This is a genomic window from Nonomuraea sp. NPDC050328, assembly GCF_044459405.1.
In the GTDB taxonomy this organism is placed as follows: Bacteria; Actinomycetota; Actinomycetes; order Streptosporangiales; family Streptosporangiaceae; genus Nonomuraea.
Genome location: NZ_JBITIW010000017.1, coordinates 24,883 through 50,731, shown reverse-complemented (window position 1 = coordinate 50,731; position 25,849 = coordinate 24,883). Strand labels below are relative to the sequence as shown.

At 73.5% G+C, this 25,849-nt stretch carries 27 protein-coding genes; 18 read left to right on the top strand and 9 right to left on the bottom strand.

What is annotated here, in order from left to right:
• Window positions 1-3: 3 nt before the first annotated feature.
• Window positions 4-816 (bottom strand): NAD-dependent epimerase/dehydratase family protein, encoded by an 813-nt coding sequence (locus tag ACIBG7_RS41210; protein ID WP_397339790.1) that lies wholly within the window; start codon window positions 814-816, stop codon window positions 4-6.
• Between the two features lie 104 nt (window positions 817-920).
• Here ACIBG7_RS41210 and ACIBG7_RS41205 point away from each other — a divergent pair, with 104 nt between their 5' ends.
• Both ACIBG7_RS41205 and ACIBG7_RS41200 read left to right on the top strand, forming a co-directional pair.
• Window positions 921-1,445: a hypothetical protein gene (locus tag ACIBG7_RS41205; protein WP_397339789.1), complete on the top strand. Its 525-nt coding sequence runs from the start codon at window positions 921-923 to the stop codon at window positions 1,443-1,445.
• Window positions 1,429-1,974 (top strand): OmpA family protein, encoded by a 546-nt coding sequence (locus ACIBG7_RS41200; protein ID WP_357924923.1) that lies wholly within the window; start codon window positions 1,429-1,431, stop codon window positions 1,972-1,974. The genes ACIBG7_RS41205 and ACIBG7_RS41200 overlap by 17 nt, the downstream gene beginning before the upstream one ends.
• Before the next feature lie 15 nt (window positions 1,975-1,989).
• Here the strand turns inward: ACIBG7_RS41200 and ACIBG7_RS41195 are convergent, their stop codons facing one another.
• A complete protein-coding gene (locus ACIBG7_RS41195) occupies window positions 1,990-3,300 on the bottom strand; it encodes an FAD-binding oxidoreductase (RefSeq protein ID WP_397339788.1) in 1,311 nt (436 codons plus the stop codon).
• A 118-nt stretch (window positions 3,301-3,418) separates the two neighbouring features.
• Here ACIBG7_RS41195 and ACIBG7_RS41190 point away from each other — a divergent pair, with 118 nt between their 5' ends.
• From ACIBG7_RS41190 to ACIBG7_RS41160, 7 genes are all read left to right on the top strand, one after another.
• A complete protein-coding gene (locus tag ACIBG7_RS41190) occupies window positions 3,419-4,093 on the top strand; it encodes a hypothetical protein (RefSeq protein WP_397339787.1) in 675 nt (224 codons plus the stop codon).
• A 93-nt stretch (window positions 4,094-4,186) separates the two neighbouring features.
• Window positions 4,187-6,412: an ATP-binding protein gene (locus ACIBG7_RS41185; RefSeq protein ID WP_397339786.1), complete on the top strand. Its 2,226-nt coding sequence runs from the start codon at window positions 4,187-4,189 to the stop codon at window positions 6,410-6,412.
• Window positions 6,413-6,472: 60 nt separating this feature from the next.
• The gene (locus ACIBG7_RS41180) at window positions 6,473-7,429 is read left to right on the top strand and encodes an alpha/beta hydrolase (RefSeq protein WP_397339785.1); all 957 of its coding nucleotides are present in this window, start codon (window positions 6,473-6,475) and stop codon (window positions 7,427-7,429) included.
• An 11-nt stretch (window positions 7,430-7,440) separates the two neighbouring features.
• Window positions 7,441-8,301 (top strand): alpha/beta hydrolase, encoded by an 861-nt coding sequence (locus tag ACIBG7_RS41175; protein ID WP_397339784.1) that lies wholly within the window; start codon window positions 7,441-7,443, stop codon window positions 8,299-8,301.
• Between the two features lie 80 nt (window positions 8,302-8,381).
• Window positions 8,382-8,774 (top strand): GntR family transcriptional regulator, encoded by a 393-nt coding sequence (locus tag ACIBG7_RS41170; RefSeq protein ID WP_397339783.1) that lies wholly within the window; start codon window positions 8,382-8,384, stop codon window positions 8,772-8,774.
• Complete coding sequence (locus ACIBG7_RS41165; RefSeq protein ID WP_397339782.1) at window positions 8,771-9,616, top strand: ABC transporter ATP-binding protein; 846 nt, start codon at window positions 8,771-8,773, stop codon at window positions 9,614-9,616. The genes ACIBG7_RS41170 and ACIBG7_RS41165 overlap by 4 nt, the downstream gene beginning before the upstream one ends.
• A complete protein-coding gene (locus ACIBG7_RS41160; protein WP_357924942.1) occupies window positions 9,613-10,575 on the top strand; it encodes a hypothetical protein in 963 nt (320 codons plus the stop codon). The genes ACIBG7_RS41165 and ACIBG7_RS41160 overlap by 4 nt, the downstream gene beginning before the upstream one ends.
• 1 nt (window position 10,576) lies before the next feature.
• Here ACIBG7_RS41160 and ACIBG7_RS41155 read toward each other — a convergent pair whose 3' ends face one another.
• Window positions 10,577-11,164, bottom strand: coding sequence for a TetR/AcrR family transcriptional regulator (locus ACIBG7_RS41155; RefSeq protein WP_357924945.1), 588 nt, complete (start codon window positions 11,162-11,164; stop codon window positions 10,577-10,579).
• Window positions 11,165-11,298: 134 nt separating this feature from the next.
• On the opposite strand from ACIBG7_RS41155, the gene ACIBG7_RS41150 reads away from it, so the two are divergent.
• Entirely contained in the window at window positions 11,299-11,490 is a 192-nt protein-coding gene (locus ACIBG7_RS41150; RefSeq protein ID WP_357924948.1) for a hypothetical protein, read from the top strand.
• 116 nt (window positions 11,491-11,606) lie between these two features.
• Here the strand turns inward: ACIBG7_RS41150 and ACIBG7_RS41145 are convergent, their stop codons facing one another.
• Together ACIBG7_RS41145 and ACIBG7_RS41140 are read right to left on the bottom strand one after the other, a co-directional pair.
• Window positions 11,607-11,858, bottom strand: a complete 252-nt coding sequence (locus ACIBG7_RS41145; RefSeq protein WP_357924950.1) for a hypothetical protein — start codon at window positions 11,856-11,858, stop codon at window positions 11,607-11,609.
• A 34-nt stretch (window positions 11,859-11,892) separates the two neighbouring features.
• A complete protein-coding gene (locus ACIBG7_RS41140) occupies window positions 11,893-12,642 on the bottom strand; it encodes a L,D-transpeptidase (RefSeq protein ID WP_357924952.1) in 750 nt (249 codons plus the stop codon).
• 91 nt (window positions 12,643-12,733) lie between these two features.
• Between ACIBG7_RS41140 and ACIBG7_RS41135 the strand changes: the two genes are divergently transcribed.
• The 5 genes from ACIBG7_RS41135 to ACIBG7_RS41115 all read left to right on the top strand — a co-directional run bounded on the left by ACIBG7_RS41135 (window position 12,734) and on the right by ACIBG7_RS41115 (window position 18,537).
• Window positions 12,734-13,417 carry a response regulator transcription factor gene (locus ACIBG7_RS41135; protein WP_357924955.1) on the top strand — a complete coding sequence of 228 codons (684 nt, stop codon included), beginning with the start codon at window positions 12,734-12,736 and terminating at the stop codon, window positions 13,415-13,417.
• Window positions 13,414-15,204 (top strand): sensor histidine kinase, encoded by a 1,791-nt coding sequence (locus ACIBG7_RS41130; RefSeq protein WP_397339781.1) that lies wholly within the window; start codon window positions 13,414-13,416, stop codon window positions 15,202-15,204. Before ACIBG7_RS41135 ends, ACIBG7_RS41130 begins: the two co-directional genes overlap by 4 nt.
• Window positions 15,205-15,343: 139 nt before the next feature.
• Window positions 15,344-16,648, top strand: a complete 1,305-nt coding sequence (locus ACIBG7_RS41125) for an aspartyl protease family protein (protein ID WP_397339780.1) — start codon at window positions 15,344-15,346, stop codon at window positions 16,646-16,648.
• A 73-nt stretch (window positions 16,649-16,721) separates the two neighbouring features.
• Window positions 16,722-17,084: a DUF1801 domain-containing protein gene (locus tag ACIBG7_RS41120; RefSeq protein WP_357924963.1), complete on the top strand. Its 363-nt coding sequence runs from the start codon at window positions 16,722-16,724 to the stop codon at window positions 17,082-17,084.
• A gap of 40 nt (window positions 17,085-17,124) precedes the next feature.
• Complete coding sequence (locus ACIBG7_RS41115; protein ID WP_397339779.1) at window positions 17,125-18,537, top strand: PLP-dependent aminotransferase family protein; 1,413 nt, start codon at window positions 17,125-17,127, stop codon at window positions 18,535-18,537.
• A 103-nt stretch (window positions 18,538-18,640) separates the two neighbouring features.
• Here ACIBG7_RS41115 and ACIBG7_RS41110 read toward each other — a convergent pair whose 3' ends face one another.
• A complete protein-coding gene (locus ACIBG7_RS41110) occupies window positions 18,641-19,996 on the bottom strand; it encodes an FAD-binding oxidoreductase (protein ID WP_397339778.1) in 1,356 nt (451 codons plus the stop codon).
• A gap of 623 nt (window positions 19,997-20,619) precedes the next feature.
• Between ACIBG7_RS41110 and ACIBG7_RS41105 the strand changes: the two genes are divergently transcribed.
• Window positions 20,620-21,444: an MBL fold metallo-hydrolase gene (locus ACIBG7_RS41105; RefSeq protein ID WP_357924971.1), complete on the top strand. Its 825-nt coding sequence runs from the start codon at window positions 20,620-20,622 to the stop codon at window positions 21,442-21,444.
• 17 nt (window positions 21,445-21,461) lie between these two features.
• Window positions 21,462-21,857: a nuclear transport factor 2 family protein gene (locus ACIBG7_RS41100; protein ID WP_397339777.1), complete on the top strand. Its 396-nt coding sequence runs from the start codon at window positions 21,462-21,464 to the stop codon at window positions 21,855-21,857.
• Here ACIBG7_RS41100 and ACIBG7_RS41095 read toward each other — a convergent pair.
• Entirely contained in the window at window positions 21,854-22,426 is a 573-nt protein-coding gene (locus ACIBG7_RS41095) for a TetR/AcrR family transcriptional regulator (RefSeq protein WP_357924977.1), read from the bottom strand. The two genes, ACIBG7_RS41100 and ACIBG7_RS41095, sit on opposite strands and share 4 nt — an antisense overlap.
• A gap of 93 nt (window positions 22,427-22,519) precedes the next feature.
• Entirely contained in the window at window positions 22,520-22,846 is a 327-nt protein-coding gene (locus ACIBG7_RS41090) for an aldo/keto reductase (RefSeq protein ID WP_397339776.1), read from the bottom strand.
• Between the two features lie 241 nt (window positions 22,847-23,087).
• Between ACIBG7_RS41090 and ACIBG7_RS41085 the strand changes: the two genes are divergently transcribed.
• The gene (locus ACIBG7_RS41085; RefSeq protein ID WP_397339775.1) at window positions 23,088-23,261 is read left to right on the top strand and encodes a hypothetical protein; all 174 of its coding nucleotides are present in this window, start codon (window positions 23,088-23,090) and stop codon (window positions 23,259-23,261) included.
• 19 nt (window positions 23,262-23,280) lie between these two features.
• On the opposite strand, the gene ACIBG7_RS41080 is transcribed toward ACIBG7_RS41085, so the two are convergent.
• Window positions 23,281-25,746 (bottom strand): MMPL family transporter, encoded by a 2,466-nt coding sequence (locus ACIBG7_RS41080; protein WP_397339774.1) that lies wholly within the window; start codon window positions 25,744-25,746, stop codon window positions 23,281-23,283.
• Window positions 25,747-25,849 lie beyond the last annotated feature (103 nt).

Here is a 25,849-nt window from a genome sequence, read left to right as displayed (position 1 = left end):
GCCTTACATTCTAGGATGCCATTCGCCGAGGCCGTGGCGCAGGGTGTAGCCGGGGGTGGCGAAGTCGCCGCCCTGCAGCGGGTCGCCGGCGAAGTACTCCGCGACGCCTGGGATGCGGCCGGCGTAGGCCTCGGCGTCGTCGAGCGGGGTGTAGCCGAGCTGGTCGTCGAGCTCCCAGTAACGGCGGGTGTTGGCCGAGACCGCGTACGCGGCGGTGAAGGTGACGTCCGGCTTGCTCAGGGCGGCCCACACGAAGCCGGCGCAGTCCCGCGGGCTCAGCCAGGTGGCCAGGTGCCTCGGCTCGCTCGGCTCGGCTTCGAGGCTGCCGATGCGCAGGCACACCACCTCCAGGCCGAACTTGTCGGCGTACAGCCGGCCCAGCGCCTCCACGGCCACCTTGCTGACGCCGTACAGCCCGTCCGGGCGAGGCGGCTTCTGGGCCGTGACCGTCCGCGCCGCCGGGTAGCAGCCGGTCAGCCGGTTGCTGCTGGCCAGCACCACCCGCTTCACCCCGGTGCGCCGCGCCGCCTCCAGCACGTGCTGGGTGCCCAGCACGTTGCCGGTCAGGAGGTCGGCGAGCGGCGCCTCGTCCGGCACCCCGGCCAGGTGCACCACCGCGTCGACGCCTTCGACGATCGCCATCGCCTCGTCGATCCCGGTCACCTCGACCTGCCGGATTTCTTCCCCTGGGCCCTGGGCGGTGAGCGGGACCCGATCGACGGACAGGAGCCGGCCAACCCGCCGCCGCAGCGGCTCGCGCACCACGGACCCGACCTGCCCTGCGGCACCGGTGAGGACAACGCTCTCCACAGTCATGATCCTCAGTATCCCCGCGCCGTAGAGGAAAAGACTCAGAGAGCCGACATGTGCTCCATTAGGATCCCGATCTTATGAAACGGGGATATTTAGCTCCATTAGTCGTGATCGGTGCGCTGCTGGCGGGGTGCCAGGCGGCTCCCACGCCGAGCACCACCGCGCAGTCCAGCGCCGCCGCGACCACGCCCGCGCCCGCGACGGCCGTTGCGTCGGTCGAGCCGGATCGGGTCATCGTCGAGCGGAAGTTCACCATCGAGGAGAGCGAGATCAAGGCGGAGGTGGTCCAGTTCCGGCGGCGTGACCGGTTCGTGCAGCTCAGCTTCCGCCTCACCGCCATCCACGGCAGCGGGGCGATCGGTTGGTCGGTGCACAACAACTTCTCCGCCGTCCCGAACGACCAGCCGACCATCGACGGCGTCTACCTCATCGACACCAAGAACGCCAAGAAGCACCTGACGGCCGTCGACAGCGAGGGCCGCTGCGTGTGCAGCTCCACCCGGGCCGTCTACCTCCGGACCGGCGACACCATCACCCTGTCGGCCACCTTCACCGCCCCGCCGCCGGACATCACCGCCATGACCGTGCACATCCCCCTGGTCGGGACCCTGTCCGATGTTCCGCTCAGCTAGCCTCGCCGCGGCGCTGCTGCTGGTGAGCCCGCCGACCCCCACGCCGGTCCCGGACTCCGGCGTGCGGCCGATCCAAGGGGCCGTCGTGGACATCACCGGCAAGGTGCTCGACATCGGCGACCGCATCTCCAACCTGGACGAGTCGCTGACCGACCAGAGCCGGGGCGGCGAGCGCAAGCTCACCTTCGCCGCCGACGTGCTGTTCGCCTTCGACCAGGCCAAGCTGACCGGCAAGGCCCGCTCCCGGCTCACCCAGGCGGCCGGCCTGCTCAAGGAGGCCGGGGTCGACCGGGCGCGCATCGACGGCTACACCGACGCGCACGGCTCCGACACCTACAACCTGGAGCTGTCCCGCCGCCGGGCGGAAGCCGTGCGCAAGGAGCTGGCGCGGCTGGTGCCCGGCGTCACCTTCGAGGTCGCCGGGCACGGCGAGGCCGACCCGGTGGCGCCCAACGCCCTGCCCGACGGCGGCGACAACCCGAAGGGACGCGCCAAGAACCGCCGCGTGGAGGTCACCTTCAGCCGCTGACCAGGCCCTCGACGCCTAGCCGAGCACCGGGTAGTTGGCGCGGAACACCCGGTGCGGGTCGCGGGCCCGCTTGATCTCCCGCAGCCGCGCCAGCGTGCTGCCGGAGAAGGCCGCCGCCGCCGTCTCGCCGGGGGACAGCACGGTGTACGGCTTGCGGCCGCTGACGTGGGCCGCCAGGTCGGCCACGACCTCGGCCTGCTTGGCGCGCGTCGCCTCGGCCGCGTGCGGCAGGCCGAGCCCGACCAGGCCGAGCAGGTACGGCTCGGCCACCGCCCCGGCGGCGCCCGCCCCGTCACCCGGCTCGGCGAGCGCCCCGCCCAGGTGCCTGATCTGCACATTGATGAGCGGCGCCACCGGCTTGGCCAGCAGGATCTCCACCGCGCCGGCGTCCAGGCCGGTGAGCAGCTCCGCCCGCGCGATGGACGGGGCGGGCTGGGTGGGCTCGGCCGCGATGGCGCCCAGGTCGGCGACCGGCATGAGGCCGCGGCTGTCGGAGATCGCGTCCGCGATCCGGTCGAGGCGTGCCAGCAGCTCCTTCGCCTGCGCCTCCTCGCCCAGGTAGGCCAGGTCCAGGGTCACCATGGGCGGCGCGCCGGGCGGCTGGAGGCGGTTGATCCACACGCTGAGCTCGCGCGGCGCCTCAGCGGTGATCTCCAGGAAGGCGTCGTACACCTGCCCGGCCCGGTGCTCCGGCCAGATCACCCGCCCGCCGTACAGCGCGGGCGCGGGGTACAGGTCGAGTTCGAGGGCGGTCACCATCGCGAAGTCCCCGCCGCCGCCGCGCAGCGCCCAGAACAGGTCGGGGTCGGACTCGGCGGTCACCCGCCCCGGCTCGCCGTCGGCGTCCACGATGTCGATCGCCCGCACGCCGCTGGAGGCCAGGCCGTGCTTGCGGCTGAACCAGCCGACGCCCCCGCCCAGGGTGTAGCCGGTCACGCTGATCCCCGGCGCGCTGCCGGCCAGGCCGGTCAGCCCGAACGGGCCGGCCGCCGCGAGCACCTGCCCCCACGTCGCGCCTGCGCCCACCCGGACCACGCGCTCCTCCGGGCGCACTTCCACGTCGTTCAGCAGGCCGGTGCGCAGCAGGATCAGGCCTTCGACGTCTCCCGAGGCGCCGTGCCCGCTCGGCTGCGCGGTCACCGTCAGGCCCGCCCGCCGTGCGTGGCGCACGAGCGCGGCCACGTCCTCGGCGTCGGCGGCCTCCACCACGGCTGCCACGGGCTGCCTGACGGTCAGGTTCCAGGCGATGGTGGCCTGGTCGAAGCCGTCGTCACCGGGCAGGATCACACGTCCCTTGAGGACGTCGGGCAAGTGGTTGAGCGTCATGGCGGTCTCCTTCAATGTCGCTAGCAGCGCTAGGTGCGCTAGCGACTCTAGCGGTGTCAGTGACACGATGTCTAGCGCTGCTAGAAATACTTCTCCGGAAGCTGGGCAGGATTCCGGCATGTCGTCACCTGAAGCGCTTGTGCGCATGCTCGGACACCTGGCCGGACGGGTCCGTTCCGGGCGGGCGCTGCACAACCGCGGCGTGCTGCTGTCGGCGACGCTCGTGGTCGCGGCGGCGCCCGGCCGTCCCCTGGGGCTGGAGGTGTTCGACCGGCCGGGCCGCACCGAGGTGGTCGTCCGGCTGTCCAAGGGGACCGGGCTGCCGGGGCGGCTGCCCGACGTGCTCGGGCTGGCCGTACGCCTGCCCGACACCGGCGGGCGGCACGTGGACCTGCTGCTGTCCACGTGCGGGGCCGTGGCGTGGCTGCCCTGGCCGCGGGCCGGCTTCACCGCCGGGCCCTACTCCAGCCTCGCCTCCTACCGGCACCGGTCGGGGCTGTTCCGGCTGCTGGCCGTACCGGATCACGGCCTGAGCGTGCCCGCCGACCCGGCGCTCCTGGAGCCGGCGCTGAAGCGGGGGCCGCTGGTCTTCCGCCTGTACGGCGTGCCGGGCCACGAGTTCGCCCGCCCGCTGGCCACGCTGGAGCTGCGCGACGTGCTCGCCGGCCCGGACGTCGCGTTCGACCCGGTCGTCAACAGCGCCCCCGCGATGCCACCCGCCGGAGTGCTCCAGCGCCTTCGCCGCGCGGCCTACGACGGCTCCCGCCGGGCGCGGCGAGCCCGCCTCGACTGAGCACGGATCCCAGGAGCTGAGACCGGCTGGGCGGCCGGGACGCCGGCATGTGATGATCGGGGCTTGACGGATCGGCACAGGTGAGGGTGGCCAGTGACTGGACGGGAGTTCGGTTCCCTGCTGCGCCAGGCGCGCACGGACGCGCGGCTGACGGTGGAGGAACTGTCGGAGGCCTCCGGCGTCAGCGTCCGGGCGATCGGCGACATGGAGCGCGGCAAGGTCGCCTCGCCGCAGCGCCGCACCGCCGAGGCGCTGGCCGACGGATTACGGCTCGCCGAGCCCGAGCGGACCGCCTTCCTGGCCGCGGTCAAGTCCCGGCCACGGGCCGGTGCGCTGGCCCAGCTCCCGGCCGACCTGGCGGCCTTCACCGGCCGCGAGGCCGAACTGGGCCAGGCGCTCGGCGAGCGGCGGCCGCGGACCGCCGAGGTCTGGACGATCGTCGGGATGGCCGGCGTGGGCAAGAGCACGCTCGCCCTGCACTGGGCGCACCGGGTCGCCGACCGCTACCCCGACGGGCAGCTCTGGGTGGATCTGCGCGGGTTCGACCGCGGCGGGCAGGTCGCCGACCCCGGGCAGGTGCTCGGCGGGTTCCTGCGCGCGCTCGGCGTGACCGAGAGCCGGGTCCCGGCCGGGACGGACGAGCGGGCCGCGCTGTTCCGCAGCAAGCTGGCCGGCCGCCAGATCCTGCTGGTCCTGGACAACGCCCGCGACAGCGAGCAGGTCCGCCCCCTGCTGCCCGCCGCGGCCGGCTGCCTGACCATCGTGACCAGCCGCAACCAGCTCCACGGCCTGGCCGCCCACGGCGCCCGCAGCCTGCCCCTGGACGTCTGGACGCCCGCCGAGGCCGAGCAGGCCCTGGCCCTGCGGCTCGGCGCGCCACGCGTGGCGGCCGAACCGAAGGCGGTCGCGCGCATCCTGGAGCTGTGCGGCTACCTGCCGCTCGCGGTGGCGGTCGTCGGCGCGCGGGCCGCGGCCCGGCCGGCCTTCGCGCTCGCCGACATCGCCGCCGAGCTGGGCGCGGCCGACGGCACGCTGGACGCCTTCCAGGCCGCCGACGCCGCCGACCCGCGCACGGCGTTCTCCTGGTCCTACCGGGCGCTGACCCCGGAGGCCGCCCGGCTGTTCCGCCTGCTGGGCGTGCATCCGGGGCCCGACGTCACGCTGGCGGCCGCCGCCTCCCTCGCCGGGCTGCCCGCCAGGCAGGTCCGGTCGCTGCTGCTGGAGTGCACCGCCGCCCACCTGGTCGTCGAGCACGCGCCGGGCCGCTGGCGGCTGCACGACCTGCTCCGCGCGTACGCCGCCGAGCTGGCCGACGAGCACGACGGCCCCGCCGGGTGCCGCCAGGCCTTCCACCGCCTCCTGGACCACCTGCTGCACAGCGCGCACGCCGCCGACCAGGTGATCAACCCCGTCGTCAGCACCCCCATCGAGCCGGTGGCGGCCCAGCCGGGCACGGTGGCCGACACCTTCGCCGACCGCGAGGAGGCCGCGGCCTGGGCGGCCCGCGAGCTGCCGGTCGTCTGGGCCGCGCAACGGCAGGCCGCCGTGCTGGGCGGGTTCGACACCCACCTGTGGCAACTGGCCTGGACCACCGTGGACGCCTTCTCCGGCCACGTGTGGTCGCTCGGCCGGGAGTCGCTGGCCTTCCTCACCCGCGCCGCCGAGGCGGTGCGCCGCGACCCGGCCGGGGTACGGCACGCGGCGGCGGTGGTGAACTGGGTGGCGGTCCAGGAACAGCAGATGGGCCGCTCCGACCAGGCCAAGGCCCGGCTCCTGGACCTGCTCGACCCCGCCGGCCCCGCCCTGGACCAGGCCCGCGTCCACCACGACCTGGGCTGGCTGCACGGCCAGCTCGGCGAGCACGACGCGGCCCTGGGCCACGCCTGCCAGGCGCTCGACCGCTACCGGGAGGCGGGCAACCTGCCGGGGGAGGCCCGGGAACTCGCCTCGGTCGCCTGGTACGCCGCGCTGCTCGGCCGCTACGACGAGGCGCTGGCCTCCTGCGAGCAGGCCATCGAGCTGCTGGCCGTACAGAACATGACCGCGGCCGAGGCCTCCGCGTGGGACACCCTGGGCTACATCCAGCACCACCAGGGCGAGCACGGGCGGGCCGTCACGAGCTTCGGGCGTTCCCTGGAGCTGTACCGGCACACGGGCCGCCCCAAGCTGGAGGCCGAGGTGCTCGATCACCTCGGCGACGCCCACCACGCCCTGGGCGAGGCGGAGGCCGCCGCCGCGGCGTGGCGGCAGGCGCTCGGCCTGCTCGTCCCGCTCGACCACGCCGACGCCGCCAAGCTGCGCGCCAAGCTCGGCGGCTGAGCGGTTTCCTGCCGGTTTCCTGCCTGGAGCCCGGCCCGGCGCGCTGGCACCGTTTCTGGTGTGAACACTGTCGAACCAGTTCTGGAGCCCGCGGCGCGAGCATTCGCCGAGGCGACCGCGCAGCCGCCCTACCTCTTCCAGCTCCCGCCGGAGGAGGGCCGGAAGATCGTTGACGAGGTGCAGTCCGGGCCGGTGGCCAGACCGGACGTGGACGAGGAGTGGGTGACCGTGCCCGGCGGGCCCACCGGCGAGGTGCGCGTCCGGATCGTCCGCCCGGCAGGGCTCGGGGGCGTGCTGCCGGTCATCCACTACATCCACGGGGCCGGGTGGGTGTTCGGCAACGCCCACACCCACGACCGGCTGGTGCGCGAACTCGCGGTCGGCGCGGGCGCCGCGGTGGTCTTCCCCGACTACGACCTGTCGCCCGAGCACCGCTACCCGGTGGCGATCGAGCAGAACTGGACGGTCGCCCAGTGGATCGTCGCCGAAGGCCCGGCCAGGGGACTCGACCCGGCCAGGGTCGCGGTGGCCGGCGACTCGGTCGGCGGCAACATGAGCGCCGCCCTCACCCTGATGGCCAAGCGGCGCGGCGGGGTGAGCCTGCGCCAGCAGGTGCTGTTCTACCCGGTCACCGACGCCGCCTTCGACACCGGCTCCTACCACCAGTTCGCCGAAGGCTACTTCCTGCGCCGCGACGCCATGCAGTGGTTCTGGGACCAGTACACCACCGACCCGGCCCAGCGGGCCGAGCTCACCGCCTCCCCGCTCCGCGCCACCACCGAGGACCTGACCGGGCTGCCGCCCGCGCTGGTCATCACCGCCGAGGCCGACGTCCTGCGCGACGAGGGCGAGGCCTACGCCGGCAAGCTGCGCGCCGCCGGCGTCCCGGTCACCGCCGTGCGCTACCTCGGCATCATCCACGACTTCGTCATGCTCAACGCGCTGCGCGAGACGAGCGCGGCCGAATCGGCGATCAGCCTGGCCGTGGACACCCTCCGCCGCGCCCTGAACCCCTGAGGACTGTGACCATGTCATCTCCCGCATCCGACGCCTCCTACGCCCGCGACCTCGCGCAGATCGAGCGCGCCAACGCCGACGGGCGCATCCCGGCCGTCTTCGTGCACGGCCTGTGGCTGCTGCCCACGAGCTGGGACCGCTGGGCCCGGGTCTTCGCCGAGGCCGGGTTCGCCCCGGTCCTGCCCGGCTGGCCGGACGACCCCGAGACGGTCGCCGAGGCCAACGCCCACCCCGAGGTCTTCGCGCACAAGACCGTCGGCCAGGTCGCCGACCACTTCGCCGACCTCATCGGCAAGCTGGAGCGCAAGCCCGTCGTCGTCGGGCACTCCTTCGGCGGCCTGCTGGCCCAGATCCTCGCCGGTCGCGGCCTGGCCTGCGCGAGCGTGGCCATCGACCCGGCCCCCTTCCAGGGTGTGCTGCCGCTGCCGTTCTCCTCGCTGCGGGCGGCCTCGGCGGTGCTGGGCAACCCGGCCAACATCCACCGGGCGGTGCCGCTGACCTACGAGCAGTTCCGCTACTCCTTCGCCAACGCGGTCAGCGAGCAGGAGGCCCGGGAGCTGTACGAGACGTTCGCGGTCCCGGCTCCGGGCGCGCCGCTGTTCCAGGCGGCGGTGGCCAACTTCAACCCGTGGAGCGAGACCAAGGTCGACAGCACCGCCGGCGACCGCGGCCCGCTGCTGATCATCTCGGGGGAGAAGGACCACACCGTGCCCTGGGCCATCGCCAACGCCTCCTACAAGAAGCAGGCCCGCAACGAGCACCACGTCACCGAGATCGTCGAGATGCCCGGCCGCGGCCACTCCCTGACGGTGGACAGCGGCTGGCGCGAGGTCTGCGACACCGCCCTGGCCTTCGTGCGGCGCTTCGTCTGACCCGAGGCCGGTCGCCGGTTGACAAGCGGCGGCTTGATCCAACACCCTTTCACTATTCGAATAGTGAAAGGGTGTTTCGGTTGATCGAGTTCAACCTGGACCGGGGCTCGGGCGTCTCCACGTACCTGCAGCTCGTCCACCAGGTCAAACAGGCGCTCCGGCTGGGCACGCTCCGGCCCGGCGACCAGTTGCCGACCGCCCGCGAGGTGGTCGAGAGCCTGGCCATCAACCCCAACACCGTGCTCAAGGCCTACCGGGAGCTGGAGCGCGACGGGCTGGTCGAGGGCCGGCCGGGGATGGGCACCTTCGTCCGGCAGGGCATCGCGGGGGCGACGCTCGCCGAGCACACCCGGCTGCGGCGCGGCCTGGAGGGGTGGGTGCGCGAGGCCCGTTCGGCGGGGCTCGACCACGAGGACCTGCGGGCGCTGTTCGCCGTGGTGCTGGCCGAGGCCGCGAAGGAGGAGGTCGCATGAGCCCCGCCCTGGAGGTGACCGGCCTGGGGGTCCGCTACCGCCGTACCTGGGTGCTGCGCGACTGCTCGCTGGCCGTGCCCGCCGGGCGCGTGGCGGCGCTCGTCGGGCCCAACGGCGCGGGCAAGACCACGCTCATGCACGCGGCCGTCGGCCTGCTCCGGCCCGCGCTGGGCAGCGTCCGCGTGACCGGCGAGGCGGCCTTCGTGGCGCAGGACAAGCCGCTGTACGACACCTTCACCGTCGCCGAGATGCTCGCCTTCGGCCGCCGCATGAACACCCGCTGGGACGGCGAAGCCGCCGCCGATCGCCTGGCCGGGCTCGGCATCCCGCTCCGGCGCAAGGTGGGCCGGCTGTCCGGCGGCCAGCAGGCGCAGGTCGCGGTCACGCTGGCGCTCGCCACCCGCCCCGACCTGCTCGTGCTGGACGAGCCGCTGGCCAACCTCGACCCGCTCGCCCGGCACGACGTGATGCGCTCGATCATGGCGGAGGTCGCCGGGCGCGAGCTGACCGTGCTGCTCTCCTCGCACGTCGTGTCCGACCTCGAGGACACCTGCGACTGGCTGATCGTGCTGAACGGGGGCCGGCTGCAGGTCAGCGGCGACATCGAGGACCTGCTGACCGGGCACCTGGTGCTCACCGGGCCGGAGGAGGCGTCGGCGGCGGGACTCCAGGTGGTGGCCGCGAGCCGTACCGGCCGGCAGGTCACCCTGCTGGTCAGGGGCGGGCCGCCGCCCGATCCGCGCTGGCGGGTGCGGCACCCCGGGCTGGACGAGCTCGTCATGGGCTACCTGCGCAGCCCCGAGTCGGCGGCGCTGCCGTACCTGACGGGGGTGGGCGCGTGATCTGGGTGACGTGGCGACAGCACCGGGCGCAGATCCTCGTCACGGCGGGCCTCCTGGCATTGCTCGGGGCGCTGCTGCTCGGGTCGGCCCTGGAGGCGAGCTCGTACGTGGCCGAGCGGGCCCCGTCCGGCTGCACCGGACCGGCCGCGACCTGCGACGAGGTGGCCGTGGCGCTCGCGCGGCGCTACGACGCGGTCTACTCGGTGTTCGGCTGGATGCCGCTGGTGGCACCGGCGCTGATCGGGGCGTTCTGGGGCGCGCCCCTGCTCGGCCGGGAGTACGAGCGCGGCACCCACCGCCTGGCCTGGACCCAGGCCGTGCCGGTGTGGCGGTGGCTGGCGGTCAAGCTGGCGGTCCTGGGCGGCGCGGTCGTCGCCGGCGGGCTGCTGCTGTCGATCATGGTGAGCCTGTGGCGGCCGGTGTTCCGCGAGGGCGTCGACTCCACCTTCGGCAACCTCGGGGTGTTCAACATGGTCGGGGTGGCTCCGGCGGCGTGGTGGCTGTACGCCTTCGCGCTCGGCACCCTGGCCGGCGCGCTGTTCCGCCGCACGCTGCCCGCGATGGCGCTGGTCGTGGCCGGGGTGACGGTGACGATGTTCGTGTTGTTCCAGGTGAGCGACCACTACGCCGAGCCGGCGCGGACCGAGCTGACCGGCACCGTGGTGCTGGACGATCCCGACGCGCGGCTGGTGCGGGCGGCCTGGGTGGAGCCGTCCGGCAGGGAGGTCGCCGAGCCGGCCGGCAGCGGCTGCGCGCGCCGGGTGGACGTCGGGCAGAGCGGACGCAACACCGAGGCCTGGCAGGCGTGCCTGTTCGCCGAGGGGTACCGGTTCGCGGTGTACTACCACCCGCCGTCCCGGTTCTGGCGGTTCCAGTGGACCGACGCGGGGATCCTGGTGCTCCTGTCGGCCGCCCTCGGCGGCCTCGCCGTCCGCCGGACCCTCCGCCGGCCCGGCTGACCTAGGCGGTCGCTCCCGCCGGAAACAGCGCGTGTACGGCGGAGCGGACCCGGTCGGCGGCCTGCTCCGGCGTGGAGGTGTCGAACTTCCCGTCCAGATGCAGGAAGGCCAGCCCGTGCACCAGCGCCCAGACCGCGGTCGCCAGCGGCTCGGGGTCGCGGCCCGGGAAGGCGCCGCGCACCAGGGCGTGGAGGTAGGCGGAGATGGCCGCGATCGCGGCGGCCCGTTCCTCGCTGGACGGGTCGCAGGGCTCGGCGAACATCACCTTGAACATCGCCGGCCGGTCGAGGGCGAACCGCACGTAGGCCACCGCGATGTCGGCCAGGTCGTCGGGCGTGCGGGGCGGCGCGGGGTGGGCCGCGGCCAGGTGCTCGGTGAGGTCGCGGTACCCCTCCGCGGCGACCGCCGAGATGAGCGCGTCGCGGTCGGCGAAGTGCCGGTAGGGCGCCGTCGGCGACACCCCCGCCCGGCGCGCCACCGCCCGCAGCGACAGCCCGGCGCCGCCGTCCTCCTCGAGGAGCTCCCGCGCGGCCCGCAGGCAGGCGGCCCGCAGGTCGCCGTGGTGGTACGAGGTGCCGGGGTGGGACACGGGCCGCTCCTTCCGATGTATGCAGCGCACACAATCGTACCGGCCCTGCGTGCGGCTCACCGAGCTCCTGACGCGGGCGGTTTCGTCGCGAATAATCCCGCTCTATGAGATCTGGCTGTGGTTCGGGGTGCCTCATGGCCGTCGCGCCGGTGTTCTGCCTCCTTGTCGCCCTGCTGCTGTGGTGGGGCGAGCTGGAGAAGGCGCTCAGCACCAGGTCGGGGACGCCTCCGGCGGACTTCGGTGCGGCCAAGGGGTGGGCGTGGGCGGCCCTCGCGGTGCTCGCCGGGGAGGTGGTGCTCCTCGTGGCGACCCGGCTTCGCAAGTAGATACGGGGACGGGCGGAGGGCGAACGTGGCCGCGGTCCTGCTCCGGCCCGCGATGGCCAGGTCGCGGTGGGCGACCGGCGGGCCGGAGCAGGACGCCGCGGCGGATGAGGGGTGGGTCAGCCGGTGTAGGACGGGTTGGCGACGACCGGCTCACCCGGGGCGGCGGAGGGACGGCTCTCGGCGGGAGCCGGGGCGGGCTCGTCGGTGGAGACCACCGCCGGCTTCTCGGCCGGGGCCGGGGCGGGGTCGGTGGCGGAGACGGGGGCGGGCTTCGAGGGGTTGGCCGCGGCCGGGCCGGACAGGCCGGTGAAGCCTGCCGCGAGGGCCAGGGCGGCGCAGGCGCCGAGGAGCGTGGCCTTGATCTTCATAACGGGTTCCTCTGTTTCTTCAGGAGTTAGGGCCTCAGCCCTTGACGACGACCGGGGTGCCGATCGCCAGGTTCTTCGCCATCCAGGTGATGTCGGCGTTGCTGACCCGGACGCAGCCGTGACTGGCCCGCGTGCCGATGGCCGAGGCGTCGTCGGTCCCGTGGACGGCCAGCTGGCCGGGCCCGCCGGCGAAGGTCTTGAGCACCGGCGAGAAGCCGCTCAGCCCGAAGGCGTAAGCCCCGTAGGCCCCGCCCGCGCCGGCGGGTTTGACCAGTTCGGTGAAGTAGTAGCGGCCCGGGGGAGTGGGAGTGCCCGCCTCGCCGGTCGCGACCTTGCCCGTCCTGACGACCCGGTCGCCGTCGAAGACCGTGAAGCTGAACGCCCCGCGGTCGATCTCGACGCGGTGGGTGGTCTCGGTGAGGGTGACGTCGGCCGCCTTGATCCAGCCCTTGCTGCCGTTGGGCCGGATCGGCAGCAGCACCTGGAGCCAGGCGCCCTCGTCCCGTTCCACCAGGAAGACGCGGGTCGCGCCGTAGCCGTTGGGACTCTTGATCGTCCGCTGGACCGGGCCGTCCTTGGCCTGGTGGATCGCGATCCGTGCCCCCTTGACGCTCGCGATCTTCGAAGCGGTGACGCCGCTCGGCGGGGCCTGCCGTACGGCGTGGGCCGCCGTCCGAGCGCCGCCCGCGCCGTCCGCGCCGCCTGCGCTCCCCGCGCAGCCGGTCAGCAGGAAGGCGAGTGCCGTCACGGCGGCCGTGCGGAGCGGGGTCCGGTTGGTTCTCACGCGGCGCAGCCTGGCAGCAGAATGTGAGGATCCTGTTCGCCTGTCATGCGGATCCCGTTTGCACCCCTGGCCTGGGCATAGTCTCGGGGCCATGTGCGCGTACGTGCTGGTCGCCGAGGACGACCCCAAGCAGGCAGAGCTGCTCAGCCGCTACCTGGAGCGGGAGGGCCACGAGGTCCTGGTCGTGCACGACGGCCGCTCGGCGATCGACGGGGCCCGGCAGGGCGAGCCCGACCTGGTGCTGCTCGACGTGATGATGCCGAAGGTGGACGGGCTGGACGTCTGCCGGGTGCTGCGCGCCGAGTCGGACCTGCCGATCCTGATGCTGACCGCCCGCTCCACCGAGGACGACCTGCTGCTCGGCCTCGACCTGGGCGCCGACGACTACGTGACCAAGCCGTACAGCCCGCGCGAGCTGATGGCCCGCGTGCGGACGCTGCTGCGCCGTACCGGGAAGGCACGGGAGAGCGGGCGGCTGCTGCGGGCGGGCGACCTGGTCGTGGACCCGGTCCGGCACACGGTCACCGCGGCGGGCACGCCGGTGGACTGCACGCTCGCCGAGTTCAGGATCATCGAGACGCTGGCCGCCGAGCCGGAGCGGGTGTTCACCAGGAAGCAACTGCTGGAGCGCATCCACGGCTTCGACGGGTACGTCACCGAACGCACCGTCGACGCGCACGTGATGAACCTGCGCAGGAAGATCGAGCCCGACCCGCGCCGCCCGGTCCGGCTGCTGACCGTGTACGGCGTCGGCTACAAGCTGATCCAGGCATGAGGTCGCTGTTCGTCCGGCTGCTCACCAGCTCGGCGGTCGTGGCGGTCTGCTCGATCTCGGCGACGGCCTGGCTGGCCGCCAGCAGCACCTCCGGCGCGATCGAGCGGGAGCAGGGCCAGACGCTGGCCAGCGACGCGCAGATCAACAACGCGCTGCTCGGCTACGCCGCCCGCCATCCGGACTGGTCGGGCGTCGCCGCCACCGTCCGCGACCTGGCCGCCCGGCACAGCCGCCGCGTCGCGCTGACCACCGAGCAGGGCACGGTCATCGCGGACTCGGCCGCCGCCGACACCCCGCTGCCGTCCCGGGTGTCGGCCGTGGTCGACCCGCTGACCGTGGACGTGACCCTGGTGCCCGGAGCGGCCAAGGACCGCATCGATCCCCGCGCGGTGGGGCCGTTCCTGCTGCCCGAGCGCGACCGCGCCCGGCTGACGAAGGCCGCCGCCGCCTACGCCACCTGCCTGCGGCGCACCGGGCAGACCGTCCAGACGACCGTCTCCGCCACGGGCCGGACCTTCGTGACGACCACCGGCGAGGGCGGCGTCCCGGCCGAGGCGAAACCGGCCGAGGCGAGCCCGGCCCCGGCCCCGGAGGTCACCGGTCCCTGCGACGCCACCACCTTCACCACGCCGACGCGCACCGAGAAGGCCGCGCTGAAGCAGCTCAACACGCTGGTCGGCCGGTGTCTGAAGGGCACCGGCGTCGAGGGCGGCTCGGTCGGCCTCGACTTCACCTGGGTCCCGGAGCGGAGCCGGCCCGCGGGCGAACCCGACCAGGCGATCTCCGCGTGCGTCGTCTCCGCCCGCAAGCAGCAGCTCGACCCGTACGTCGCCCCGGCCGCCTACCTGTACATAGGCTCGCCCGCCGAGGCCACCGGCCAGCGCATCCCGCTGCCCTCGATCGCCGGAGCCGCCCTGCTCGTGCTGATCCTGACCGTCGGCGTGAGCGTCATGGCGGCCAGGCGTCTGGTCGGGCCGGTGAACGCGCTCACCCACGCCACCCGGCGGATGCGCGACGGCGACACCTCCGCCCGCGTCCAGGTGAGGACCACCGGCGAGATCAGCGAGCTGGCCACCGCCTTCAACGAGATGTCCGCCCACCTGGAACGCATGGAGCAGCAGCGCAAGGCCATGGTCAGCGACGTCTCGCACGAGCTGCGCACCCCGCTGAGCAACCTCAGGGGCTGGATGGAGGCGGCCCAGGACGGCGTCGCCGAGCTCGACCCGGCGCTGATCGCCTCGCTGGTCGAGGAGATCCTGCTCCTGCAGCACATCGTCGACGACCTCCAGGACCTCGCCCTCGCCGACGCGGGCAAGCTCCGCCTGCACCTCGAACCGGTCCACCTCGGCGACCTGCTCGACCAGGTCGCCACCGCCCACCGCAGCCGGGCCGAGGCCGCCGGGCTCACCCTGACCACCGAGGTCACCGGCGCGCCCGGCCTGACCGCCGCCCCGGTACGGCTCCGCCAGGCGGTCGGCAACCTGGTGGCCAACTCCCTGCGGCACACGCCGGCCGGCGGGCGGATCACGCTGAGCGCCCGCCAGGACGGCGACCACGTGCTCGTCGAGGTGACCGACACGGGGAGCGGCATCGACGCCGACGACCTGCCGCACGTCTTCGACCGGTTCTGGCGGGCGGACAAGTCCCGCAACCGGCTCACCGGCGGCAGCGGCCTCGGCCTGGCCATCGTCCGCGACCTGGCCGAGGCGCACGGCGGCACCGCCTCGGCCGTCAGCGTCCCGGGCGTCCGCACCACCTTCACCCTGCGCCTGCCGTCCCGCCCCTGAGCGCCGGGCCGATCTTGTCGTGACGCAACCATGACACGACCGGGACGAGGCGAGGACGCCGCCGCCCGACAGTGGACGGGTCGGACGGTGGGCGAGTCCCGGAGCCGCCGTGACGAGACGTTGCGACGAAGGAGAAGCCATGGCCGAGGGCCACAGGTGGGATCGGCGTTCGGTGCTCAGGGGCGCCGCCGTACTGGCGGGCGCCGCGACGGTGCCGCTGCTGGGTGAGACGACCGCGGCGTCGGCGGGTGGCGATGCCGACGCGTTGTTCACCTCCGGCCGGTTCGAGCAGGCCGGCCGCGCGTACGAGGAGCTCCTGAAGAAGGACCCGAAGAACCTGCACGCCGCCCGCCAGCGCGGCTACGTGGCGTTGCTGGGCAACCGGTTCGCCGACGCCGAGAAGTACCTCAAGCTGGCCCTGAGTCTGGCTCCCGGCGACAGGCACGCCAACCACCTGCTGGCCGACTGCTACCTCCGGCAGGACAAGTTGGGCCCGTCCGCGCCGCACTGGAAGGCCGCCGGTGAGGACGGCTACGCCGCGTGGTTCGCGGCTGTCCGCGGCGAGGCGTACCAGATCCACGGCGAGAGCGCCCGGGTGCCGTGGACGCAGGTGGACCCGATCCCGCTGGTGGAGGCCTCGGTCAACGGCGGACCGGCCAAGCGCTTCACCTTCTACACCGGCGCACCGAACCTGGGGCTGCGCGCCTCGGTGGCCAGGGAAGCCGGGGTGAAGCCCGTCAGCAGCCAGAAGGTCGACTTCGGGAACGGCCCCTTCTGGGCGCACTACGGGATCCTGGACTCCTTCAGGCTGGGCGGCCTCGAACTGCGTAACATCCCGGTGGGCTGGTCGGCGACCGAGTCGGGGGAGGACCTCGACGACGCCGACAGCGACGGGCTGATCGGCACGTGGGTCTTCTACCACCTGCTGACCACCTTCGACTACGCCGGCCGGCAGCTGATCCTGCGCCGCCGTACCCCGGAAGCGGCGGCCAAGGCCCGGGCGGGCGCCGAACGGCTCCCGCTGTGGCTGGCCCGCGAGCAGTACCTGCACAGCACGGGCAGCTTCACCGGCGCCGCCGGGTCCCGCACCGGCGTGGTCGGCGTGAACCTGGGCGGCGGCAGCGAGATCGCCGCGGGCCTGCGCGGCAAGACCGCCGAGCAGCTCGGCATCCGCACCGACCGCGACCGGCAGATCGGGACCTTCGCGCAGAGCCACCCGGCCGTCGTCCATCCCTGCTATCCGGAGGAGATCCGCCTCGGCCACGCCGCCGCCCGCGGGGTCTACTGCTACTCCAACCCCAACCAGCAGGTCAACGTGCCCTGGCCGTACGGGACCGGGTTCGACACCATGGGCTGGTTCTCGCACTGCTTCTGGAAGCCGTACGCCGTCACCGTCGACTTCACCGCGATGAGCCTCTACCTCGCCCGGGGCAGGGCCGCCTGACGCCGAAACGGTACCCTTCGCGGCGTCGTGCGCGTTATGGTCGCCACCTGCCACCGATCATGAGGAGCCCGGGATGAGCAACCCCGACGTGGACGACTTCATCGAGAACAAGGTGCCGGACCAGCACAAGGACCTCGTGCGCGGGATCCGCGCGCTGATGGCGGAAGGCGCGCCCGAGGCGCGCGAGGTGCTCACGTACGGCTCGCCGGCCTGGCGGGGTAACAAGATCCTGGCCGTCATCAGCGTGAGCAAGACCCACGTGACCTTCGCCTTCGAGCGTGGCGCCGAGTTCGAGGACGCCGCCGGCCTGCTCACCGGCGTCGGCAAGAAGACCAGGCACGTCAAGCTCAAGAAGGCCGAGGACCTGGCCGCCCACCACCAGGCCCTGCTCGGCTACGTCGGCCAGGCGGTCGCGCTGGACGCCTCGGACGGCTGATCCGTGGCGGGAATTGGTCCCCGCCGGTAAGGTCGGCCCCGTGGGGCGTTCGGGGACCAATTCCGGCCCGGCCGAGGACTTGCTCATCGAGCTGGACCGCGACGCCGGGGTGCCGCTGCACCGGCAGATCGAGGCGGCCATCCGCGCGGGCATCCGGGACGGGCGGTTGCGGGCCGGTGCGTCGCTGCCGCCCACCCGCACCCTCGCGGCCGGGCTCGGCGTCTCGCGCGGCGTGATCGTGGAGGCCTACCAGCAGCTCGTGGCCGAGGGCTACCTGGCCAGCCGGTCGGGCGGCTACACCCAGGTCGCCGCGCCGCCGCCCGCCGCCAAGCCCCCTGTCGCGCGGCGGGCCGTTCCCGCCGCCGGGTTCAAGGTCGACTTCGGATACGGGCGCACCGACGTGTCGCAGTTCCCGCGGGCCGCCTGGCTGCGCTCGGTGCGGGCCGTGCTCACCACCACGCCCAACGACCGGTTCGCCTACCTCGACGGGCGTGGCGTGCCCGAGCTGCGGCAGGCCCTGTGCGACTACCTCAACCGGGTGCGCGGCACGCTGGCCGTACCCGACGACGTGGTCATCTGCAACGGCTACGGGCAGGGCGTCTCGCTGCTGATCCAGGTGCTCGCGCGGCGCGGGGCCCGGCGGATCGCCGTGGAGGACCCGTCGTCCGTCGACGACGCCCGCGTGCTGGCCGGGGCGGCCGGGCTGGACGTGATCGGCATCCCGGTCGGCCCGGACGGCATCCTGGTCGACGCCCTCGGCGAGGCCGACGCCCTGATCCTCACGCCCTCGCACCAATGGCCGACCGGCGGGGTGCTGTCGGCGGCGGCCAGGGCCGAGGTGATCCGCTGGGCGCGGGCGCGTGGCGCGCTCGTCATCGAGGACGACTACGACGCCGAGTACCGCTACGACCGCGCGCCGGTCGGCGCCATGCAGGGTCTCGCGCCCGATCACGTCGTCTACTGCGGTACGGCCAGCAAGACGCTCGCGCCGGGGCTGCGGCTCGGCTGGATGGTGCTGCCCGGCCACCTGGTGGCCGACGTCGCCGAGGCCAAACTGCTGGCCGACCGCGGCTCGTCGGTCATCGACCAGCTCACCTTCGCCGACTTCCTGGGCCGGGGCGAGTTCGACCGGCACCTCCGCCGGATGCGGCCGGTGTACCGGCGTCGTCGTGACGTGCTGCTGGGGGCGTTGCGTGCCCACCTGCCGGAGCTGCGGCCGGCCGGGATCGCCGCCGGGCAGCACGTGGTGGCCTGGCTGCCGCCCGGCCTCGACGAGGCGGCGGTGGTGGCGGCTGCCGCCCGGCGCGGGCTCGGCCTCCAGGGTGTCGGCGCCTTCCGCCTCGCCCCCGGGCCCGGGGGGTTGATCTTCGGCTACGCCATCCTCGGCGAGACCGCCATCACCGAGGGCGTCACCCTGCTGGCCGCGGCCATCCGAGAGCTCCGAGACACCTGACCCCGCGCCACGGCCTTCCCACCCGGCTCCACCTTCCACTTCGGGCGGGAGACGGCACGCCTTCCCGGCCGGCGCCACCTGTCCTCCACGTCACCCTTCCACGTCACTGGGACGGGCGGATGTTCTGGTTCAGATGGAACACGTTCGCCGGGTCGTAGGCGGTCTTCAGCGCGGTCAGCCTGGCCAGCTTCTCGGCCGAGTACGCCCGCCGCACACCGCGTCGCCCGTCGGCCAGCTCGTCGGCGGTCAGCGAGTTGACGTAGACCCCGCTCGCGTACGGCTCCAGCACCGCCCCGGCCGCACGCGCGGCACCCATCCGGGCCTCGTCCTCGGCCGCGTCACTCCACCGGGACCCGGCACCGAACTCCACCATCGTGCCCCGATGACTGAACGCCGCGTCCGCATCCGGCACGTCGTCGATCGCCCCACCGTGCGCCTGCAACCCGGACGCGGGCAGGAAGGGGTCGTCGCTCAGATCGGACCCGCCGCGCAACAGGAACGCCTCGATCGCCTCGACCGGGAACCGCCGCAGGTAGAGCCCCTTGGAGTACCGGCGGTAGGCGTGCCCGCCCGTGGTGTCGTTCCGCGTCTGCAGCTCCAGGTAGGACGGCGTCGTCACCCGCGCCCCGATCGGCCGCCCGAGCGCCCGCATCGCGGGCAGCAACCGGCGCCCCTCCTCCGGATCGCCCACCCACACGAACCCCACGGTCGCGATCGGCCCGCCGGGACCACTGCCGACATCCGCGGTGAACGTCGCCTGCCGGGGCGCGACCGCGTTCAGATCCCGCCAGCCCTCGAGAACCGGCACGGCGTCCTCGGCGCGGAAGTCGAACTCGGCCACCAGCGTCCGGGTGCCCGTGTGGTGCAACCGGAACTCGAACTCGGTCACGATCCCGAAGTTCCCGCCCCCGCCGCGCAGCCCCCAGAACAGCTCCGGGTTCTCGCCGCGGCTCGCCGTCACCACCTCCCCGTCGGCGGTGACCACCGTGTACGACACGACGTTGTCGCAGGCCAGCCCGTACTGCCGGGCCAGCCACCCCATCCCGCCGCCCAGAGTCAGCCCGCCGACGCCGGTGTGCGACACGTTGCCCGCCGTGGTGGCCAGCCCGTACGCCTGCGCCGCCCGATCCAGCGCCCCGAGCAGCGCGCCGCCCTGAACCCGGGCCAGCCGCCGGACCGGGTCGACCCGGACCCCGCCCATCGGCGTCAGGTCGATCATGAGCCCGTCCTCGGGTACGGCGAAGCCGGCCGCGTTGTGCCCGCCGCACCGCACCCCGATCTCCAGCCCGAGCTCGCGCGCCAGCCGTACGGCGGCGACCACGTCATCCACGCCCGCAGCACGGACGATCATGCGCGGCCGCCGGTCGACCATGGCGTTCCAGACAGTGCGAGCGGCGTCGTACCCGGGGTCGGCGGGAGTGAGGACCTGCCCGTCGAAGCGGGTTGCTGTGGTTGTCATGCTTTCAGCCTGACAGGAATCGGTACCCGGCCTGAGGTCCAAAATCGCGGGGTGATGGAGGACCAATCCGGCGGTTTCCGGTGCATGGCTGGGTGTCGCGCGAGGGGAGTACCTCCCGGTCACCGTACCGTCGGCCTGCGATCATGGACAGGTCAGCCGAGGCGGGCCGGGCCGCGGGCCCTGGGACAGGCTGCGGCGAATCTGGCGGGTGAGGTCGTCGGCGAGGGTCTCGGGCTGTCCCTGGGCGAGGCCGTCCAGGGCCTGGGTGGCGACGTCGGCGGCCGGTCGTCGGTGTCGCTGGAGATGGCCGCCGGCTTCCAGCACCCGCAGTCCGACACCCGGCCCGGCTACTGGTACGAAGCCGTCATCCCGCGCGAGACCGGCCGCGGCCGCCTGATCGAGCGCGGCCCGCTGGTGCAGGACACCGACGGCCGGACATCACCTACCTCCCCGTCACCGACCTGGGGCCACTGCCGTACGCCATGGTCTGGCGCACCGAGACCGAGAACGAGACGATCCGATCCCTGGCCCAGGTCGCCCGCGACCTCGGCCCCCTCCCGTCCCGGGACTGACCGGCCGGGGCGGGTGACGACGGGCGTGGCGGGGATGGCAGGATCGCGGCCATGTCCCACAGTGTGGCCCGCCTCCGGATCGGCTCGACCGAGATCATCGCCCTCCCCGACGCCGAGGGCCCCTTCTTCGCCCCGCGCGCCGAGGCCTTTCCCGAGGCCACGGACGCCCAGTGGGCCGAGGCGGACCGCTTCGACCCCGGCTCGGTCGACGCCGAGGGCCGTTGGTGGCTGCAGTTCCGGGCCTACGCGATCCGCAACGACCAGGGACTCACGCTCGTGGACGCCGGGATCGGACCGGCGGACAGCCCGGCCCGCGCCTGGGCGCCCGTGCCAGGCGTCCTCCCGGCGTCGCTCGCCGCGGCGGGCATCGACCCGGCCGACGTCGACACCGTGGTGCTCACCCACCTGCACACCGACCACGTCGGCTGGGCGGTCGTGACCGACGAGGCGGACGGCCGCCGTCCCTACTTCCCGAACGCCGAGTACCTGCTCCAGCGGGCCGAGTACGACGCCATCGACGCGCTCAACCCGGTGCTGCGCGAGGCCCTCACCGACCCGCTCGCGGCGGCCGGCCGGCTCCGGCTCCTCGACGGGGACACGCCCCTGCGCACCGGCCGGGCGATCGCCACCCCCGGTCACACACCCGGCCACCAGAGCGTGCTGGTCACCGGCGGACGGGAGCAGGTGCTCGTCACCGGCGACCTCCTGGTGCACGCGCTGCAACTGCTCAACCCCGACCTCGTCTACGCGCACGAGGTCGACGCCGAGGCGGCCGGACGCTCCAGGAAGCGCCTACTCGACCACGCGGCCGGCACCACGCTGCACCTGGCGACGCCGCACCTCACCGAGCCGTTCATCACCCACGGAGGCCGATGAGCCGGGAGAATGGCGAAATGGCCGACCTCACTGCTCTCATCGACACGTACTGCGCCGCCTGGAGCGAGCCTGACCCCGACCGGCGGCGCGCGCTGCTGTCCGAGGTCTGGGCGGACGGGGCGACCTACACCGACCCGACCGTGCACGCCGCCGGGCTGGACGGGTTGCTCGCCCACATCGACGGGGTGCTGAGCGCCCGTCCCGGGACGCGGGTCGTGCGGGTCAGCCGGGTGGACGACCATCACGGGCTGGCCCGGTTCGCCTGGCGGCTGATCTTCCCGGACGGTACGGCGCTGCCGGACGGGCTGGACTTCGCGGAGGTCGGCGCGGACGGCCGGCTGACCCGGATCGTCGGCTTCTTCGGCCCGCTGGGCGACCTCTCCGAGCCGGACCGCCCGGCGCAGGCGGGCTAGGTCATCAGCATCCGGTCCATCATCTGGTGCAGGTGGGCCCGGAACCTGGCCAGCTCCGCCGGCCGTACCTCACGGTCCACGCGGGGCCGGTCGAGCACGCCGCCGGTCAGGAACCCGAAGACGCACCAGACGATCGTCCACACGAAGTAGCGGGCATCGACGCCGGGCGGCATGAGCGGCTCGATCTCCGCGACGATGTCGTCGACGAGCGGGCGGGTGTAGCCCTCCTCCATCTCCGGCGAGTCGGACGCGTCTCCCATCCAGCGGTGCATCCACAGCAGCGGGATGTGCGGGTTGCTCGCCATGAGGTCGAGGTAGGCGTCGGCCAGCCGCTTGCTCGACTCGGCGCTGGGCGAGAAGCCCGCCAGCGCCGTGCGCAGCGCGTCCCGCTCCACCGCGTCGACCCGGCGCATCACCGCCTGGTACAGCCCCTGCTTGCCGCCGAAGAGCGCGACGATGTCGGCCGGCTGCACGTTCGCCGCCCCGGCGATGAGGCTGAGGGTCGACTCGTCGTACCCGAGTTCCGCGAACAGCCTGGTCGCGACCGCGATGATCCGCTCCTCATCCATAGGGTGACTCTACGTGCAGCAGCGGTCACCGGATCGCAACCTCGGTGGTGTGTCTGTCCGGTCATGACCGGTTCGGAGGCGAGGGCAGAACGCTCAGGCCGTCCAGGCCGGGATCACGTCGAACGGGGCCGCGACCTTGCCGCTGTCGTGCTCGGCTAGGTCGCGGCGGCCTACGAAGGCGCCGCCGAGGGAACTGGTGGCGCGGCTCTCGGCGGGCGGCTGCTGCTGCTCGGGCCGGTATTTGCGGGTCGGCCTGCCCGGGAGGGCGGTGGCGGCCTCGATCTGGTCGGCCCGCCCTTCGGAGACGCCGAGGTGGAGCACCTTGCTCTGCCGTACCAGATCCGCGAACGCGGCCATCGTCTCCTCCAGCGGCGTCTCCTCATCGAAGCGGTGCGCCTGGGAGAGGTCGATGTCGTCCATGCGGAGATTGCGCTGTCGGTGATGGGCTTGCGCGACAGGCCCTTGTCGTCGGGGCCGGTGCCGGTCGGCAGGCACACCCTGGTGAAGATCCCGACCGACGCGCGCCGCATCCCGGCCAGCGCCTGCCGAGCACGCGTTCCGCGGAGCCGTACTCGGGGCGGCCGGCTGGAGGTAAGGCACGGCGACGGGACCTACGTGCGGGCCGGGGTGCTCGAAATGGCGACCGTACGGCGGGCTGGAGGTGGAGGCGGCCCGGCAGGCCGCCGAGCGGCACACGCCCGACGACCTGGCCCGGCTCGCGGCCCTCGCCGGAGGCCCCGACGAGGGCACGATCGAGGACCGCGTCGCGCGGGCGATCGACTTCCACCACGCCCCGCTGATCGACCAGGCGCGAGCCCGCCTGGGCATCCCCTGACCGGGCGGGCCCCCGCAGGTCAGCGGCCTGCGGGCTCGTGCTCTCGGGCGAGCGCCGGCTGGTGGTTCCGCTCCAGCTTGGCGCCCTCCACGTCCACGTCCGGCAGGAGCCGGTCGAGCCAGCGCGGCAGCCACCACGCCTTGTCGCCCGCCAGGTGCATGACCGCGGGGACGATCAGCATGCGCACGACGAAGGCGTCCACCAGCACGCCGAAGGCCAGCGCGAAGCCGATCGGCCGGATCATCGTCATGTGGGAGAACATGAACCCGCCGAACACCGAGATCATGATGACCGCGGCGGCGGTGACGACGGCCCGGCCGGCCCGCAGGCCCTCGGTGACCGCCTGCCGGGCGGGCACGCCGTGCGCGTAGGCCTCCCGCATCCCTGAGGCCAGGAAGAGCTGGTAGTCCATGGCGAGCCCGAACAGGATGCCCACCAGCAGCGTCGGCAGGAAGTTGAGGATCGGCGCCGGGTCGGTGACCCCGAACAGGGCGCCGAGCCAGCCCCACTGGTAGACCGCGGTGACGCCGCCGAGCGCCGCGAACAGCGACAGGACGAAGCCGCCGGTGGCGATCAGCGGCACCAGCAGCGAGCGGAACACGATGATCAGGATCAGCAGCGACAGGCCGACGACGACCGCCAGGTAGGTCGGCAGCGCGTCGGCGAGCTTCTCGGAGATGTCGATGTTGGCGCTGGAGCTGCCCGCGACCGCCAGGGTGACGCCGTCGGACCCCAGCTCCAACGTACGGCCCCGCAGATCGTGCACGAGATCGGCGGTCGACTCCGAGGTCGGCCCGCCGGTCGGGACGACCTGGAAGACCAGCACGGTGCCCTTGGCGTTGGCCCCGACGGGCGCGACCGCGTTCACCCCGTCGACGTCCATGAGCTGCTTGCCGAGCGCGGCCTGCGCCGCCACGAGGTCGTCGCCCGTCTGCCCGTGCACGAGGTCGGCGACCACGACCAGCGGCCCGTTGGCGCCGGCCCCGAACTTCTCGGTGATGGCGGTGTAGGCGCGGTACTGCGTGGAGTCGGCGGCCTCGGACGCGCCGGTCGGCAGGGCGAGCCGCATGGACGCGGCGGGGATGGCGATGAGCGCCAGCGCGCTGACGCCGACCAGGATGCGCAGCACGGCCCGGCCGTTTGTGGTCGGCAGCACGTGCTTCGGCGCCGCCGCGGGAGCGGCCTTCGCCGCGACGGCCCTGCGCTCGCGGCGCGGGAGCAGCCGGTGCCCGAGCAGGCCGAGCACCGCCGGGGTCAGGGTCACGGTGAGGATCACCGCGACCGCGATGGCGACCGCGCCGACGGTGCCCATCAGCGCGAGGAACGGGATCCCGGTGACGTTGAGGGCCAGCAGCGCGATGAGGACGGTGCTGCCGGCGAAGACGACGGCGTTGCCGCTGGTGCCGTTGGCCAGCCCGACGGACTCGCTGACCGTCATGCCCGCCTTCAACTGGCGGCGGTGGCGGTGGAGGATGAACAGCGAGTAGTCGATGCCGACGGCCAGGCCGAGCATGGCGCCCAGGATGGGCGTCACCGACGTCATCTCGATCGTGCCGGACAGCGCCATGGCACCGGCGACGGCCACGCCCACGCCGAGCAGCGCGTTGAGGATCGGCAGCCCGGCGGCCACGAGGGTGCCGGTCATGACGATGAGCACGATCGCCGCGACGACCAGGCCGACCGCCTCGCCGACGCCGCCGATCTGCACCTCGCCCTGGGCGATCTCCACGGAGTAGTCGGCGCTGACGCCGCCCGGCAGGGCCGCGGCGACCGTCTCAGTGACGGCTTCCTTGGTCTCGGGGGTGATCTCCTGCTGCGGCAGGTCGAAGATGACCGTGGCGGCCGCGGTCGAGCCGTCGGCGGAGACCGTGCGGATGCCCTCGGCCATGCTCAGCAGGTCGCGGCCGGCCTGCAACTGCCGCTCGGACCGCTCCAGGACCTCGCTCTGCTGGTCGAGCTCGGCCTGCTTGGTGTCGAGCTGGGCGAGGGTCGCCTTGAGGCGGGGGTCGTCGGCGGCCTGCTGCAGGCCGGCCTCGGTCTGGGCCCGGGCCTGGTCGAGCTGCTCCTGGCCCTTGGTGAGCCGGGCGCGGCCGCCCTCGACCTTCGCCAGGCCGTCGGTGATCTTCTTCGCCTGCTCGGCGCGGGTGGCGTCGGAGACGAAGGGATCGGCGACCTGGTCGACCCCGGGCAGGTCGGCGACCCTGCGCAGCGCGGCGGTGATGCCCTCGCGCTGGGCGGCGGTGAACTCCGTCCCGGCGCGCAGCACGATCTGCCCGGTGCCGCCGCTGGCCACCGGCAGTTCGGTCTTGAGGCGGTCGGTCACCTGCGCCGTGGGCGTGCCGGGGATGGTCATCGTCGTGCTCATCGCGCCGCCGAACGCCAGGAACGACCCCACGGCGACGGCCAGAACCACGACCCAGGCGGTGATCACCCACCAGGCCCGCCGGGCGGAGAACCGGCCCAGCCGGTAGAGCAGTTCGGCCATGGTGAGGGCTCGCTTTCTGGTTCGGGGGCCGCAAGCGGATATGACATATCCGGATCTGCAGTCTAATCAGAAGTGGATAGCACTCATCCGTTTGCTCTGTGAT

Excerpts from the sequence above, each read along its gene's own strand:
- ACIBG7_RS41145 (WP_357924950.1), bottom strand. The coding sequence starts at position 11,858 with ATGAAGATCAAGGCCACGCTCCTCGGCGCCTGCGCCGCCCTGGCCCTC.
- ACIBG7_RS41100 (WP_397339777.1), top strand. The coding sequence starts at position 21,462 with ATGGCCGACCTCACTGCTCTCATCGACACGTACTGCGCCGCCTGGAGC.
- ACIBG7_RS41200 (WP_357924923.1), top strand. The coding sequence starts at position 1,429 with ATGTTCCGCTCAGCTAGCCTCGCCGCGGCGCTGCTGCTGGTGAGCCCG.
- ACIBG7_RS41195 (WP_397339788.1), bottom strand. The coding sequence starts at position 3,300 with ATGACGCTCAACCACTTGCCCGACGTCCTCAAGGGACGTGTGATCCTG.
- ACIBG7_RS41130 (WP_397339781.1), top strand. The coding sequence starts at position 13,414 with ATGAGGTCGCTGTTCGTCCGGCTGCTCACCAGCTCGGCGGTCGTGGCG.
- ACIBG7_RS41090 (WP_397339776.1), bottom strand. The coding sequence starts at position 22,846 with ATGGACGACATCGACCTCTCCCAGGCGCACCGCTTCGATGAGGAGACG.
- ACIBG7_RS41125 (WP_397339780.1), top strand. The coding sequence starts at position 15,344 with ATGGCCGAGGGCCACAGGTGGGATCGGCGTTCGGTGCTCAGGGGCGCC.
- ACIBG7_RS41080 (WP_397339774.1), bottom strand. The coding sequence starts at position 25,746 with ATGGCCGAACTGCTCTACCGGCTGGGCCGGTTCTCCGCCCGGCGGGCC.
- ACIBG7_RS41190 (WP_397339787.1), top strand. The coding sequence starts at position 3,419 with ATGTCGTCACCTGAAGCGCTTGTGCGCATGCTCGGACACCTGGCCGGA.
- ACIBG7_RS41175 (WP_397339784.1), top strand. The coding sequence starts at position 7,441 with ATGTCATCTCCCGCATCCGACGCCTCCTACGCCCGCGACCTCGCGCAG.
- ACIBG7_RS41135 (WP_357924955.1), top strand. The coding sequence starts at position 12,734 with ATGTGCGCGTACGTGCTGGTCGCCGAGGACGACCCCAAGCAGGCAGAG.
- ACIBG7_RS41095 (WP_357924977.1), bottom strand. The coding sequence starts at position 22,426 with ATGGATGAGGAGCGGATCATCGCGGTCGCGACCAGGCTGTTCGCGGAA.
- ACIBG7_RS41210 (WP_397339790.1), bottom strand. The coding sequence starts at position 816 with ATGACTGTGGAGAGCGTTGTCCTCACCGGTGCCGCAGGGCAGGTCGGG.
- ACIBG7_RS41110 (WP_397339778.1), bottom strand. The coding sequence starts at position 19,996 with ATGACAACCACAGCAACCCGCTTCGACGGGCAGGTCCTCACTCCCGCC.
- ACIBG7_RS41105 (WP_357924971.1), top strand. The coding sequence starts at position 20,620 with ATGTCCCACAGTGTGGCCCGCCTCCGGATCGGCTCGACCGAGATCATC.
- ACIBG7_RS41150 (WP_357924948.1), top strand. The coding sequence starts at position 11,299 with ATGGCCGTCGCGCCGGTGTTCTGCCTCCTTGTCGCCCTGCTGCTGTGG.
- ACIBG7_RS41165 (WP_397339782.1), top strand. The coding sequence starts at position 8,771 with ATGAGCCCCGCCCTGGAGGTGACCGGCCTGGGGGTCCGCTACCGCCGT.
- ACIBG7_RS41120 (WP_357924963.1), top strand. The coding sequence starts at position 16,722 with ATGAGCAACCCCGACGTGGACGACTTCATCGAGAACAAGGTGCCGGAC.